The following is a 14,704-nucleotide window of genomic DNA, read 5'->3' on the forward strand; positions in this document are numbered from 1 at the left end:
AAAGGGATCTATTCGAAGCGGCAGGCTTCTTCGAAGGAGAGCCGCGGATCACGTGGATAAAGGCGGGCGTCATCACCATGGCCGATGGTGAAAATGAAGTTGGCCTTCCATGACGTCCCGCTGAAGAACGCTTCGTCGATGATCGCGTTGTAGAAACCGGACATGGGACAGACATCCAGCCCCAGCCCACGAGCGGCGATCATCAGGTACGCCCCGGTCAATGAGCTGCTGCGGTAGGCAATCGACTCGGCAAAGGCGGCGTCAGCCTCAAACATCGGCTTGAAGTTCATTCTCGGGAATAGTCGAGGTGCCTCATCGAAGAATCTGGAGTCTTGAGCGACGATGGCCGTAACCGGCGCCGCTCGAACCTGCTCGGGATTACTGCCCATGCCCTCAAGCGCGGGATAAAGCTTTTGCTTGCCTTCCATGGACCGCACGAACACGATCCGGGCAGGCTGCAAATTTCCGCTGGTCGGGCCCCATTTGGCCAGCTCATAAAGTGCTTTGAGCGACTCGTCCGACACCGCTTTGTCTGTCCAATGGTGATGGGATCGTGCGTCAGTGAACAGTTGCGCCAAGGCGTCTTGTGTGATGGCAGACCGAGCTGACATAGCGTTCTCCTTGCAGGTTTTATCGGACATGCCGGCGGTCAAGGCGGCCTTCTTCTACCAATTGTCTACCGATGGTCTGGATGTGCGCTTCTCCGACTTTCAGCGCCTGCGGTGAGGTGTGGACGGAGTAATAGCCCAATGCGAGATCGTGATTGTGAGGAACGGCAGAACCGAGGATGAGCTGGGTGTCCGTCAAGGCCTCGAAGTGGACTGGCTGGCTGCATCGTTCGAATGCCACCAATTCTTCAGGCTGAAGCTCTTCGCCATTGGCCAGAAGCCTCCCTTCGACGTTAGACACCCAGAGCACCGTATGTCCGCTCGGCGATACGTAGGTCCAGCGCGCACCGGCCTTTAGTGTCACCGCCAGGAAGTTCATGGGTGACGGGGCGTCGATGGCGCTGCGCGCGTTCCCGTAACTTCCCAACAGAACCTGCGCCGGTCCAGTGCTGACGATGTCTTCGGATTTCTGGAACGCTGAGAAGGTCGGCCCCAGTTCCGACTCGGGCGGCAGGGCGACCCAGAGCTGGAAGCCACGCACCCGACCATGATTCTCATCCCCTACGCTTCCGCCGTGCCACATGCCGCGGCCCGCTTGCATCCACTCGACACCGCCGCTGGGCAGCACGACAGTGGTACCGTCCGGATCAATCAGGTCCATGCGGCCGTCGATCAGGTAAGACAAGGTGGCAATGCCGGAATGGGGATGGAGTTCACCCACGAACGGAGGGCCCTGCATATCGAAGAAATCCAGGAACACGAACGGTTTGAGTATCTGGCCAAAGTCAGACGGGCTCATCAGGCGTACGGCTGGACCGTTACGACGACCATGGGTGCGATGGGTGATCTGACGAAGTTGCACAGTGGTTTTTTCAGCGGTGTGGGCCATGGTGATCTCCTTGATCAAACGGTTGCGGTGCGGGCGTTTTCGAGGGCATGCGACCACCACAGCAAGTCATCGATCATGCGACCTGCCTGATCGTCCTGAGCCTGCAATGCCGACTCGATCTCGTCGGTTTTGCCCTGGAAATGGGCGTAAATCGCGTTGACGGGGATATGCACCGCTGTGCGAATCGTTGCCATCTGAAGTTCGGTCGCGATTTCGCGCAGCTGCTGCACGGCGCGAGCGCCGCCAACGCTGCCCCAGCTCACGAAACCGATAGGTTTGCGGTTCCATTCCGGGTAAACCCAGTCCAGTGCATTTTTCAAAACAGCGGGCGGACCAAAGTTGTATTCAGCGGTGGCCACCACGAACGCGTCGGAGGTCGCGATCTGTTCAGTCCAGCGACGCACGTTTTCGTTCTCATACGCCGGACGGCCAGGAAAGCCAGGAAGCATGGCGCTGTCGAAGAAGGGCAGATCAAAATCCCGCAGGTCAAGCAAGCGGACCTTCAGCCCTTGGCGCTGTTCAAGATGGTGCTTGATCCAGTTGGCCGGAGTGCTGGAGAAGCGGCTGTCACGAGCGCTGCCAACGATGACGGAAACGGTGGTCATGGTGAGTCTCCTAGAAAATGGGGGAGGCGCCTGCGCGCCATGGAGCCCACTTTAGGAAGTCTCCGATAATTCAGAAAGATGGGCCGGTGAGATGCACTCGTTCATAAATGAGTGTAATAGAGTTAAATTGGTGACACCGGGCTGTGCACTTAAGAGCGAGCCAGCCGTTTCGTGTCCGACTTGGGATGGACGGGGCAATCTCACTCATGCACATAAGGCGGTAATCACGTGGATCTGAATGATGTCGCGCTGTTTGTTCAAGTCGTTCGGGCGGGGAGTTTTGCCGAAGCCGGGCGGCGTCTCGGCATGCCGCCGAGTACTGCGAGCAGGCGTGTGCAACTATTGGAAACCGCGTTGGGTACACGGCTGATGCAGCGCACCACGCGGCGATTGGTGTTAACTGATGCCGGGACCAACTTTTACGCCGAATCCGCCGATCAGATTGATGCGTTGCTGCGGGTTGCGGGTCAGGTGACCAGTGATTCTGCTCAGATTGCTGGTCGCGTTCGTGTGGCTGCTCCTGTGGATTTTTTCAACTGGTTTCCGGCACAGGCTGTTGCGCAATTCATCTCTGAGCACCCGCGAGTGCGTCTCGAGTTCGAGCTGAATGACGCACGAGTCGATCTGCTGGGCGAAGGAATCGACGTAGCCATGCGCGGAGGTGATCGCGATCCATCGCTACTCGCACGCAAGCTTGGCACGAGTTATCAAACTCTAGTGGCGAGTCCAGGCTATCTGGTGGCGCATGGCGTCCCAGGACAGCCCGCTGATCTGGTCGCCCATCACTGCATCACCTCACCGTCTCACGGTGGCCCCCGCACCACCTGGCGGCTGGGCGGTGTCAACAATCAAGCAGCGACCATCGAAGTGGACGGACCGTTTCAGGCCAATACGGCTTCGGCTCAGCTTGAAGGTGCGCTGGCCGGATTGGGCATCGCGCTGCTACCTGCCGCACTCAGCGCCGCCCACGTCGATGCAGGGCGATTGAAGGAAGTACTCCCTGATTTCACCTCGGGCGCAATAGGCGTGCATTTTGTCTACCACAGCCGCCGACAACTGCCTCGTGCAGTGTCCGCGTTCATCGAATTCGCAGCTAACACCATCAAGGAAATGGGTTTGATGAAAATCGATAAGCAACCCGAGAAGTCATTGCCCAAAAGAAAGTGATAGGCTCAAATCGAACACGGAAATTGCCGATCACAAATGGCTGCTTTTGGCCGAAAGCTGCCATTCCCCATGGCAGCTTCGGTCAACGCTCACTCTCTCTGCCGACGCGTTTTACCCGCCCGCAGAAGACAAACGTTTAGCTCTTCACCTCAACATGATCCAACGCCTGATTCACCGCCAACTCACTCAACATCACCAGCTGCGCAATCCCGATCGCAGTCTTGCGATGGGCAGGTTCCAGCGTGGCCGCAAAGTTGTTAAGCATTTCGCTCGCCGATCCCAATGATTCACTGGCGTTGGCGAGCAGGGATTCGGTGTTGTACGCCGGGTTGGCCAGATACATGGGGTCGTGTTTGTGGTGGCTGCCCATGATCCGTTGCTGCGGAGTGAGGTAGTGATCAAGGGCGCGTTCGGCGGCTTCGTTCAGGGTTCGTGAATCGGGGAATTTGTAGGGGGAAACCGGATCGGTTTCTGGTGGGTTGGGTGTTGGTTTGAACATGGATGAATCCTCTAGCGCGATTACCAAAAGGAACCATCACCCTTCGCTACCAAACGTTGGGTGGCGGCCATACGCGGGTTGGTAGACCGGTCGCACTAGAACCCGGCGCCCACGAATGAGCCCCACGCATGACCACCATGAAATCCGAGCCCCGAGAAAGGGCTGCACACGGTGACGCCATGAGTCTAGAACGAAGCGGGCTACCAAACCCCATCACCGTTTTTCAGTGACCCGGAAACGATAGAACCCGCGTCCCAGACGCACAAGCCGGCGGATTCTGGCGTAGTCGTAGGCAATGACGCAAGTCGTTGTAGCCTTGAGGAAGTAACGCAGAGTGTCTTTAAACAGCAATGGCAGAAACCCTTAAACAACGTTCGATGGCTCCTTCAATAAAAAGACAAGGCGACTGATTTATTTACCAGCAGGGCGAGCCGAAAGCTGACACTCGACACTCTCGCCAATGGTCTGAGAAAGTACTGCTCACACACGCCACGGAGATCACAAAGGATTTCATGCCATGGATTGCTTCCCCGCGCTATACACCAGCCGCCTGATCCTCACGCCGCTACGCCTGTCCGATGCGGCGGCTGTGCAGCAGTTGTTCCCGCAATGGGAGGTTGTTCGGTATCTGGACAGTCGCGTCCCATGGCCCTATCCGTCGGATGGCGGGCTGGTTTACGTGCGCGATATCGCTCTGCCTGCCATGGCTGCGGGACAAGAGTGGCACTGGATGATTAGCACGCGCACTCAACCTGAATGCCGTATGGGTAGCATCAGCCTGTATGACCAGCCTGGCAACAACAGAGGCTTCTGGCTCGCTCCGCAATATCAGGGCAAAGGTTACATGCGTGAAGCCTGTAAGGTCGTCAATGCTTACTGGTTCGAAACATTGTTACGCCCGGTCATGCAGGTGCCCAAGGCTGCCGCCAACCTCGGCTCGCGCAAGGTTTCCCAGCATGAAGGCATGCGCATGATCGGCACGCGGGACGGGAATTTTGTCTGCGGGGCCATGCAGGTTGAGGTATGGGAGATGACGCGGAGCGAGTGGCTAAACGCTCTGTGAGCCGTAAAAGAGGAATGCCATGAGTCAGCATTGACGGCAATTGATGGTCCGCCGACCGCCGGCTTGGCAATTCAGATCAACCTGTGCCTAACTGAGTTCCCAAAAAGAGGGGTGTGCGATGCGACGTCGAGGCGCGCAGTACTGGCTATGGGTCGACAAGCGTATGCCTGGAAAAACGCATGAAGACTTTCTCAGCGATGGACGACAGATCGAGGTTCAGGCGCGCCTCACGTCCCAGCGGATGACTCAGGTATTTGTCGGGATCTACACCGCAGAGGGCGCTGCGGTCTGTGAGGCGTTTCAGGAACGCCTGGCGGGCGATACGCTTTCGTCGGCAATTGAGTGGGGCGTGCAATGTGCCCGTCAGATCATCGTGGCATCGGAGGTCTTCAAGGCTCCTCATCTGCCCCAGTTCACCTTGAGCCCGGTTATTCTCGATGACACCAAAATGGCCTTGAGACGCATGGAAATGTGCGAGCTGGAGCGTTTGAAACTTCAGTCGCAAGATGCGTGGGAGGAATACCTCGCGGCCAAGGAGGCCATGCTTGACTTGATGCGCCGGCCCACCGTTGCCGATAACGTATGGGCCGAACATAAAGATCGCCTGCAGCAAGCGATCGATCGCCGGGCATCCATTCCACGCACTTATCTACGCTGATCAATCAGCGCGCATTGCATGCCTCGTCAATCACGTTCATGAATTCATCATGGGAAACCGGCTTGCCGACGTGAAAGTTGAAACCCGATTCTCTGGTCTTGATCTGGTCAGCGCTGGTGGCATAACCGCTCAGAGCAATGGCGGGTGTGTCTTGCAGATGAGCAAACTGGCGTACGGCTCGAATGAACGCATGGCCGTCCATGACCGGCATGCCGATATCTGAAACGATCAAGCAATAATTACCGTTTTCAGCAGCGCTCAAAGCCAGTAGCGGATCACTGAATGCGTCCACGTCGGCGTCTTCCATTTCGAGAAGCATCTTCAGGATTTCCAGGACGTCCTCCGAGTCATCCAGCAGCAAGATTTTTCGATCGCTCAAGCGACCCTGATCACCTGTGGTCCGGGCGCTTTCGTCCTGCTGTGCGATTTGCGAGGCAAGCGGCAGGAACAGAGTGAATGTGCACCCATGGCCAATGCCTTCGGAATTAACCTCTACAGTACCCCCGTGAGCTTCTGCCAGCTGGCGAACCAATGACAGACCAATGCCCAGGCCACCGCGTTGATGGCGGGTGTGCTGGTTGTCGGCTTGCCTGAAAAGGTCGAACACGTTCTTCAGGTTGTCTTTCGCGAGCCCCACGCCCGAATCGATGACGTCAACACGGGCCATGTTATCCACGCGCCGGGCAATGATCTCGACGCGCCCGTTTTCGGGGGTGAACTTCAGGGCATTGTTGACCAGGTTCCAGATGATCTGCTCAATGCGCGTGCTATCGGCTTCGAGGATCAGTGGTGCTTCCGGCGGTTGCGGGACCTGAAGCGTGATTTCGCACGGGTGCTGATCATTGAGGACCACAGTGTAGATATCCTGAAGCGTGCGACACAGATCTACAGTCTGCTTTTGCAATTTGAGCTTGCCGGTCCGCACCCTTGCGACATCCAGCAGATCGTCGATGATCCGCGCCTGGCTGGTTACGGCATCGCAAATGGTGTTCACGGCTTTCATGGCCGGGCCGGCTGTTTTGGTCAGGGGCAGGCGGCGCAACAGTTCGGCATTGAGTTGAATGAGATTCAGCGGGTGCTTGAGTTCGTGGGACATCACCGCGAAGAACTCGTCCTTGAGGTGACTGCTGGTCTGGGTTTCGGCCAGGCGTTGGGACTGCTCGTCGTGCATGCGTTTGTGACCGGTCAGGTCACGGGCAATCTTCACATACCCCTGCAGGCTTTCGCTCTTGAGCTGGCTGACTTCGCCGCTGCAATAGAACCGGCTGCCATCCTTGCGCAAATGCCAGCGCTCATCCTCGCCACGGCCATGCACCCGGGCCGCGCTCAGTTCGGATTCCGGCACGCCCGAGGCACGATCCTCAGGGGTAAATATCAGGTCGTAATATTCGCCGAGCACTTCGGTTTTGGTGTAACCGAAGATCAGTTCCGCACCGGTGTTCCAGTCGGTGATCACACCGTTTTCATCCAGAATGATGATGGCAAATTCACGCGTGCTTTCAGCCACCAGGCGCATGCGTTCCTCGCCCAGGCGCAACTCGTCTTCGGCCGCACGCCGCTTGGTGATGTCGATGAACGTCAGGACGGTGCCATCAATGTGATCTTCGCTCGAGCGATAAGGCAGCAGACGCGCGATGTACCAGCGGTTGTCGATGCTGCTGACTTCCCGTTCGATCATGTTCAGCGACTCGAACACTGTAGCGGCGTCTTCGGCCATGTCCGGGTAATTCAGTCGATGCGTGATGTCCAGCAACGAGCGTCCCTTGTCGAGGGGCAACATGCTGAAAATGTCCGTGGACCTGGGGGTGAACCAGCGGATACGCATGTTGCGATCGATGAACACCGTAGCAATATCGGTGGAGGCGATCAGGTTGCGCAAGTAATCGTTGATCTTGTCGGTTTCTTCAACCTTGGTCTTGAGCTCGTGGTTGACCGTCAACAGCTCCTCGTTGATCGATTGCAGTTCTTCCTTGCTGGTTTCCAGTTCTTCGGTGGCCGAGCGCAACTCTTCGTTGATGGCCTGCATCTCTTCGTTCGAAGCCTTGAGCTCTTCACTGGAAACCTCCGATTGCTCGATGGTTTCCTGCAAGTGCAGCTTCGTTCGCTGCAACTCATGCTCCAGATTCGCCAGCAACTGGTTGTCGGTCTGACTGGCGACGAACTCCGCCAGAACGTTGGGCTCGACCTGCATTTCTTCGAATATCACCAATACGTATTCGTGGTCGGTCTCGTCATCCTTGAAGGGATGGGCCGTCAGGTCGATCAGGTAATTGTTCTTCTCACGTTCGATACGAACTTTGCGCGAAGTCACCGGCAGGCCTGTCTGATTCGCCTGAAACAGGGTCGTGCGGATTTCCAGGCGAAGATCGGGGTGGGCCAGTGTCAGCAGGTTGCGAGAGATTTCCCCGGCCACGTAACGCAGGAAACGACCTGCACCTTCACTCATGTGCAGGATGTTGGCATTGGTATCGACGACGATGCTCGGGGGAGCGGCTTTTTCCAGTGCCCGCAGATGAATGTCAGCGTACGAGTTCTTGCGCTCGGCTGCCGCTTCCGGGGAATTGCCGGCGACCGTGGTTCGTGTATAGCCACTGCGGGGCATGGTCATCGCGCGCCTTGTGCTGGTTGACACGCTTTTGGCGCGGAAGATACGGTTACGCTTGTCGACCGGGGCGAACAGATCCGGACAGCTATCAGCTGACTCCGAGGACCCGAGGAACAGGTAACCACCCGGTTTCAAGGAAAAATGGAACATCTGCATGATGTCGCGTTGCACTTCGCGATCGAGATAGATCAGCAGGTTCCGGCAGACGATCAGGTCGATCTGCGAAAACGGCGGGTCCAGCAACAGGCTGTGTTTGGCGAACAGCACCTTTTCGCGGATCTCCTTGCGAACCCGATAGTGCTGGTCATCGCGGGTGAAATACTGGCGCATGTACGTGTGAGGCACATCGGTGCTGATGGCCTCGGGATAAACACCGTTGCGACCATAGGCAATGGCGCGATCATCGATGTCGGTAGCGAAAACCTGAAGTTTGGCGGCGCAATCGCGCGAGGATATTTCCTCGCTCAACAGCATCGCCAGGCTGTAAGCCTCCTCGCCGGTGGAGCATCCCGCCGACCAGACACGAATCTCGTCGCGCAACGGCAGGCTGTCCTGCAGTGAGCTCACCAGACCTGGAATGACGTTGTGCTCAAGCGCGTCGAAGGCATCGCGGTCACGAAAGAAATTGGTCACGCCGATCAACATGTCAGCCAGCAACGCTTTGGTTTCTTCCGGATGGGCCTGCAGGTAGTGGTAATAGGCATTCAGGTCCGGTTGGGCAGTCACCTGCAGACGCCGTTCGATTCGACGCAGCACGGTGGCGCGCTTGTAGTGCTTGAAGTCGTGGCCGGTGCCCGTGCGCAACTGCGAAAGAATGTCTTGCAGCAATTGTTCGGCAATGGCCGCGTCGCGCTCGCTTGTTGGCGCGGCCACCTTGAATTGCGGGTCGTTCGCGGTCGGCAATGTAATGGTTTGTGAGTTGCGCCAGAGCTCCAGGAGTTTCTGCGGCATCTCTTCTTCGGGAAGCACCAGATCGACCATCTGCGTATCAATGGCTGCGCGCGGCATTCCATCGAACTCCGCTTCCTCTGGCGACTGGACGATAGTGACGCCCCCTTGCTCCTTGATCCGCGAAAGCCCGACCGCGCCATCAGAACCTGTGCCGGACATCACCAGACAAAACGCGCGCTCCTTGTGTACATCCGCCAGGTCGCGGAAGAACAGGTCTATCACGGTATGTGAGCCCGTCTGGCGATTCGAGGGGGTTACCGCGAGATAACCATCGTTCATCAAAAGCTCATGTGCCGGAGGAATGACATACACCGTGTTTTTTTCGATGTGCATCGTTTCGATCACCTGCCGCACAGGCATCGTGGTGACTTCCTGAATGATGTTGTGAGCAATGCTCTGGCGATCGGGCGACAAGTGAAGAATGACCACGAAAGCCATGCCATTGTCCGCAGGCATTTGCTTGAAGAACGACTTGATAGCTTGCAGGCCACCCGCTGACGCGCCGATGCCCACGACCGGAAAAGACAGGGTGCTGGGAATCAGCTCTTTGCGCTTCGGGACATTGGAGGAGCGTTCAGCGGAAGACTTCATGGGGCGGCGCCTTGGTGATTGCAGCAAAATCCTTGCCGGCATTCCATCCATCCTACTCCAAAATCCTTGGTGGTAATGTCCGGATTTTGGCTGAGCGACCCCCAGTGAGTGGTTGCGCTATGCCAGTACTGCAGCGCTTAAGCCTTCCACCACGTCAGTCCTGCGACGCTACCCAACGTCAAACTCGACCCATGTCCGGCGTTGATCCCCACCGTTACCGACCGTACCCACCCGCACTGCATGGATGGATCCGGAGGGTGCGTCAAAAGGCACCTGACCAGCCAAGAGTTTCGGGTTGTCGGCGCGAACGACGCGCGGACCGCACTGGGCATCAAGTGCTGCCATGAGTGAGTGGTAGGGCATCTCGCCCCATTTCACATTTTTTGCATCGTCCTCGTTGGTGGGGATGAAGGCCGTGAGGTCCTGGCTCGTCATCAGTTCGATCCCTTTGGCTTTGGCAGTCGCGTTTTCGCTGCCGTGATGCCCCACCTTGTAATAGACGGTCCTGTTCAGCAGGTCCGTGCCGGTCACGGTGCTTTCGTCCGCCATCGTCCAGTTTGCATCTTGCCAACTCAGCCAGTTGCCGATCTGCGCATCGGCGGCGAAGAGAAAGACACGACCGGTTTCGACGATCTCGAAGGCGAGTACGAGGCTGGTGTTGTTGGTCTTGTTGTCGAGCTGCATCGCCAGCGAGCCGGCAGCGCTCATCCAGTCGAAGTCGATCCTGCGCCAGGCCTGATCGGTTTCGTTGGCGTCGGTGGTTTTCACGCGTTTTCTGGAGGCTATAAGCGGCGCGCGTTCGCTTGGGCCGTAGTAGTGAGCTTGCGCGAACGCGGCCACGGAGTTGCGTGACTTGCCCGACTGCTGCACTTCGGCCAGCGGGGTGCCCTGGCTGGGGTCGAAAGGGGCGGTCAGGTCAGTGAAGTCGCTGCCTGTTGCAGCCGCAGAGAATGCGCTTGAAAGCGTCTCGGCAACGCGCAGCCCATTCTCATCACTTGCCATCTGATAGCGCTCGCCAACCCGATCCACGATATTGAAGTATTCAGGTTTTCGCGACGGTGCCAGCACGTACGCCCGTACCGCGGGCATGCCGGGAATATCGATAGGGGCCTGGCCTGGCTCCAGGTATTTGATGCCTTTGCTGGCAAGGCGGCCGGCGGCATCCCGCATCCCGCGCACCGTTTCGCCCTGGGCACCGAAGCTGAACGCCAGGAGTTCGTCGATGCCCTCACGCAGTGGCGCAGTCGCCTTTGCCGATTCAAGGTGTGCCACGCCGTGTAACTGTCGACTGGCGCCCGAGAGCGCGCTCAGGGCCTGCTGCTTGAACTTGTCCAGCTCTTGAGCGTCAGGGTCCGTCGGCGATTCCGTCCAGGCCATCCACACTTCGTCGACCTTGATGTTCTCGAACCGGTTCGACGATTCCCTGAAAGCAGAGATGTGATCGGTGTGCTCGTGCGTCAGCACCACGACATCGATTTTGCCTTTGGTTTGCGTGGCAATGTCGGCGACGATGTCGTCGATGATTTGCGACCCGCCCTTGATCGACGTGTGAATCCCGCAGTCGATGAGCATCCAGAACGGTTCGCCGTTGTCTTTTTCGAAGCGCAGCAGATGACAGTCACCGATGCCTTGGCAGTAATGACGGATAGTAAATCCCGGATGCTTATTGGGCATGGCCGAATCCTCCATTTGAAGCGTGCAGCAGCGCGAACGGTTCAACGGTCTCGGACGCGAAATAGAGGGCCTGCAGAGCGCTCATGGAGCCGCTTGAGGCTTGTTGTCGTTGTCGGGCCAGACGGCTTTCGCTGCCGCTGTTCTTGACGATGGCGTAACGGACTTCGCAGGCGTTCTTACGCGGATCCAGGATGAGTGTCGTGCCGCCACGGAACCACATTTGCGGACCGTTCGGATTATTCGGGTCCACAGGAACTGGTCGGCGTTGCATGATCGTTGCAACCACTTCGGTCTGAAACCCGCCATCGGGTGTCACGCGGCGTGCAGGGCGCACGCTGGGGACATCGAAAGTGGTTCCGCCGGGGGGCGCGGCCTGTTCCAGTACGCCATCGGCGGAGTACCTCGGCACACCGGGAAGCAGACCGAACTCCACGTACAGCTCAGGATTCTTTTTCAAAAGGTCGTTGAGCCGTGTCCAAAGTTTCCAGCGATTGGTCTCGTTGAGCCTCTGGACTTCTTCTCTGTCAAGCTTCAGATCCCATCCGAAGTCGAGATCCTCCACCAGTTTTGCCAGCCACTCGGGCCGGGGATTGGCGAGCGTGCCCCAGGCTAGCGATTCCTCCGAGACCGTTCGCACGTCTCGGGGCAGCAGGTTGCGTTTGCGGAAGGCGTCCATGAAAGCGACGCGGTAGTGGAATCTGTCCACGGCGACCAGATCGATGTCCGCGGTGATGAGCGCCCGCAGATACTCGCCGAAAGTAATGTCCACAGCGGGACAGTAATCCAGCGCACGGATGCATATGCGCAGGACATGCCGCGCAGCCTTGCAGGTTTCCTCCGTCAGTCGCTCGACCAGATCGGGAGGGAGAGCGCCTTTGGGAAGGAGGCCGGTGCCATTCGTGGCAATACGGATCAGGTCTGCTGTACGACGGTCGACAATGCTCAGAAACGCCTCGTAGACCGCCGATACGAGGATCGAACCTCGCGCATGCATCTCCATCTCGTCGGGATATTTGGGCTTCTCACCCTTGGCAAGATAGTCGCGCAACGGGCCTCCACGGTTAGTCCCTTCGCCAAACTGCTTGGCCAGCGAACCCAACAGTTTGGCCGCGTCGAGAACACCGTGAGCCTGGCGCACTTGAAAACGCACCAGCTCGGGAATCGAGAAGTGCTGGAAGATCGCGACGATGTCGGCGAAGGCTTCGTGGAAGGCCGGCACGTCAGGGTTCGATGCATCCTGGAAACGCCGGTGCAGACCGTCCAGCAGCGCATGGGACATTTCATGGGCAATGATGTCGCTCGACAGGCATGAAAACACCATGGTGCCGCCGGGTGTGTTACCGGCCGGATCGGATTGAGACTGGAAGTAGCCGAACAGCAGCGCAACCTTGTCAGGGCTGTAATAGGCATTGTCGGTGCGCAGCGCGTGAGGGTAGATTCGCAAACGGCGCACCGTGTAGGCCTTGAGCTGTGATTGACCGTTTGCGCCGGTGACGTTTGCCCATCGCGCGGCCCAGAGAACCCGCCGGCCAAGCGCTTCCTCGAAGTTCTTGATGGTCTTCATCGCGACGGCGTACACCATCTGCTGATGGAATTCGGGATTGCCTTCGGAGGGCGGCCATCCATCTTGAGCCAACAGCTTTGGATCATTCAGGTTGACCGGGTCGTAAAGGCGATCGGAGGCCGGGTCAATGTCGACAATCTCCAGGTATTCGCCAACCGGGCCGGGCTTGAGATCTTCTTCCCAAGGGACGTGGATGACGGTCTGGTTGATATCGACAGAATCCAGTGTCTTGGCGATGGAAGGATCCAGTGCATACACCCGCAAGCGTCGCGGTGGTGTGGGCAGCACTTTGGCTTTGCGCTCTATTCTAGGTCCCGGGGTGACCACTGCCGGGGTAGCGGTGGCTTGTCGACGGCCCAGCTGTTGCTCCAGGAAGGCTTTCAACGGTGGCGATGGATTGCCCGCATCCAGTGCCACTTCGAGGTAACGGTTGAGCAAGGCCGGTGCAACGCTGGTGGTGCCATCGCTGTCCGGGATCGCGTCATTTACCAGCCGGTTGCGCTGGGCCATCTGTGTCAACTCGAGCGCGAACATCTCGACTGTCTCGGGTGGCTGTCCCGAACCAAGACGGACGTCGCCCAGGATCATGTCGAGCCAGCCCCATCCGGATTGCGAAGCAGAGGGTTTCTGAAGATCCCTGGCAGAGGCTGGCGCTTGCGCTTTGTTTGCCTTTTGTTGCCCCATCTCTTCTCTCCCTTGATGAGTGAACCGATCTGAATGGTTCTAGCCCATTTTGCAATGGCTTCCAGTCCTGGAAACGACTCCGCTTTCCCGCACTCGAAAAAACAAAACGCCCAAGGCTTTGGTGCGTTCTGGATTACGCAGAACAGGCACCAAACCTTGGGCGCTTCGCGTCTGTGTCGAAAGAATCGAATCCTAAAATTCAATCGCCCACGTCTGACTGACAAGCTCCTTGCCAAAGCTGAATATCGGCTCTTCCTCAACCAGCTCAAACCCCGCCCGCTGATACAACCGGCGGGCGTCCACCAGATTGCTGGTGGTCCACAGAATCATCTTTTTGTAGCCGACATCACGGGCAAAGCGCAGGCACTCCTCGACTAGTCGGTTGCCGATTCCCAGGCCCCGTGCACTGGCATCGACGTAGAGCATGCGCAGTTTGGCGGTGGTTTCGTCGTGGCGGACGACGAACACCGAACCCACAACCTTGCCGTCCTTTTCCGCAATCCAGCAGCGCTCGCCGGTGGGGTCGAACTCGCGCAGGTATTTGGCGACGATCTCGGCCACCAGCGCTTCGAACTCCGAATTCCAGCCGTATTCGCGGCTGTAGATTGCGGTCTGCTGATGCACCACCAGGCCCATGTCGCCGGGTTGCGGATCGCGCAGCAGGTAGGTCGTCGGCTGGCCGCCTTCGAGCAGTGCCTGGATCTGCTTCATGGACGCAATCAGTTGCAGTTGCTGCGGCTCGGTCAGGCGTTCGAGCAGGGTGACGACCTCTTGCCGGGAGGCTTGCTCAAGTGGGGCCAGGATCTCGCGGCCAAGATCGGTGATGTGCAACTGACTCGCGCGGGCATCGGTGGCGGAAGGGACTTTCTGGATCAGACCCTTTTTGTCGAAACCGCTGATGATCCGGCTCATGTAACCAGCGTCCAGGCTGAGCATCTGCCGCAGGTCGGCGCTGGTCAGGTCACCGCCCGAGGCGAGTTCATAAAGGATGCGCAGCTCGGTCAGCGAGTAATCGCTTTGCAGCAGGTGTTCCTGCAACACGCCGATCTGATGGGTGTAGAAACGGTTGAACTGGCGGACGATGTCGGCGCGGTCGGTAATCGTAGACATGGCGTGATGCTCATATGTTTGCTTTAGGCAACTATA

11 protein-coding genes are annotated in these 14,704 nt (G+C 58.0%); 3 read left to right on the top strand and 8 right to left on the bottom strand.

Annotation, left to right across the window (positions count from 1 at the left end; translation table 11 throughout):
- Positions 1-8: 8 nt before the first annotated feature.
- The 3 genes from CAF63_RS27730 to CAF63_RS27740 are packed head-to-tail and all read right to left on the bottom strand — an operon-like array spanning position 9 to position 2,102.
- Positions 9-641 carry a malonic semialdehyde reductase gene (locus tag CAF63_RS27730; protein WP_256574557.1) on the bottom strand — a complete coding sequence of 211 codons (633 nt, stop codon included), beginning with the start codon at positions 639-641 and terminating at the stop codon, positions 9-11.
- On the bottom strand, positions 631-1,497 hold the full coding sequence (locus CAF63_RS27735) for a pirin family protein (protein ID WP_085690550.1): 867 nt from the start codon (positions 1,495-1,497) through the stop codon (positions 631-633). Before CAF63_RS27735 ends, CAF63_RS27730 begins: the two co-directional genes overlap by 11 nt.
- Positions 1,498-1,511: 14 nt before the next feature.
- Entirely contained in the window at positions 1,512-2,102 is a 591-nt protein-coding gene (locus CAF63_RS27740) for an NADPH-dependent FMN reductase (RefSeq protein WP_085690551.1), read from the bottom strand.
- A 228-nt stretch (positions 2,103-2,330) separates the two neighbouring features.
- Here CAF63_RS27740 and CAF63_RS27745 point away from each other — a divergent pair, with 228 nt between their 5' ends.
- Positions 2,331-3,269, top strand: a complete 939-nt coding sequence (locus CAF63_RS27745) for a LysR family transcriptional regulator (RefSeq protein WP_085690552.1) — start codon at positions 2,331-2,333, stop codon at positions 3,267-3,269.
- 136 nt (positions 3,270-3,405) lie between these two features.
- On the opposite strand, the gene CAF63_RS27750 is transcribed toward CAF63_RS27745, so the two are convergent.
- Positions 3,406-3,768 (bottom strand): DUF6124 family protein, encoded by a 363-nt coding sequence (locus tag CAF63_RS27750; protein ID WP_085690553.1) that lies wholly within the window; start codon positions 3,766-3,768, stop codon positions 3,406-3,408.
- Between the two features lie 517 nt (positions 3,769-4,285).
- Here CAF63_RS27750 and CAF63_RS27755 point away from each other — a divergent pair.
- Both CAF63_RS27755 and CAF63_RS27760 read left to right on the top strand, forming a co-directional pair.
- Positions 4,286-4,831 (top strand): GNAT family N-acetyltransferase, encoded by a 546-nt coding sequence (locus CAF63_RS27755; RefSeq protein ID WP_085690554.1) that lies wholly within the window; start codon positions 4,286-4,288, stop codon positions 4,829-4,831.
- Positions 4,832-4,949: 118 nt separating this feature from the next.
- Positions 4,950-5,489 (top strand): hypothetical protein, encoded by a 540-nt coding sequence (locus tag CAF63_RS27760; protein ID WP_085690555.1) that lies wholly within the window; start codon positions 4,950-4,952, stop codon positions 5,487-5,489.
- Between the two features lie 4 nt (positions 5,490-5,493).
- Here CAF63_RS27760 and CAF63_RS27765 read toward each other — a convergent pair whose 3' ends face one another.
- From CAF63_RS27765 to CAF63_RS27780, 4 genes are all read right to left on the bottom strand, one after another.
- Complete coding sequence (locus CAF63_RS27765; RefSeq protein ID WP_085690556.1) at positions 5,494-9,636, bottom strand: CheR family methyltransferase; 4,143 nt, start codon at positions 9,634-9,636, stop codon at positions 5,494-5,496.
- 168 nt (positions 9,637-9,804) lie between these two features.
- On the bottom strand, positions 9,805-11,310 hold the full coding sequence (locus CAF63_RS27770) for an MBL fold metallo-hydrolase (protein ID WP_085690557.1): 1,506 nt from the start codon (positions 11,308-11,310) through the stop codon (positions 9,805-9,807).
- Positions 11,300-13,558: a hypothetical protein gene (locus CAF63_RS27775; protein WP_178081334.1), complete on the bottom strand. Its 2,259-nt coding sequence runs from the start codon at positions 13,556-13,558 to the stop codon at positions 11,300-11,302. The genes CAF63_RS27770 and CAF63_RS27775 overlap by 11 nt, the downstream gene beginning before the upstream one ends.
- Before the next feature lie 192 nt (positions 13,559-13,750).
- Positions 13,751-14,668 carry a helix-turn-helix domain-containing GNAT family N-acetyltransferase gene (locus tag CAF63_RS27780; RefSeq protein ID WP_085690558.1) on the bottom strand — a complete coding sequence of 306 codons (918 nt, stop codon included), beginning with the start codon at positions 14,666-14,668 and terminating at the stop codon, positions 13,751-13,753.
- Positions 14,669-14,704: the final 36 nt, after the last annotated feature.

The organism is Pseudomonas sp. B20(2017), from assembly GCF_002113125.1.
Taxonomy (GTDB): domain Bacteria; phylum Pseudomonadota; class Gammaproteobacteria; order Pseudomonadales; family Pseudomonadaceae; genus Aquipseudomonas.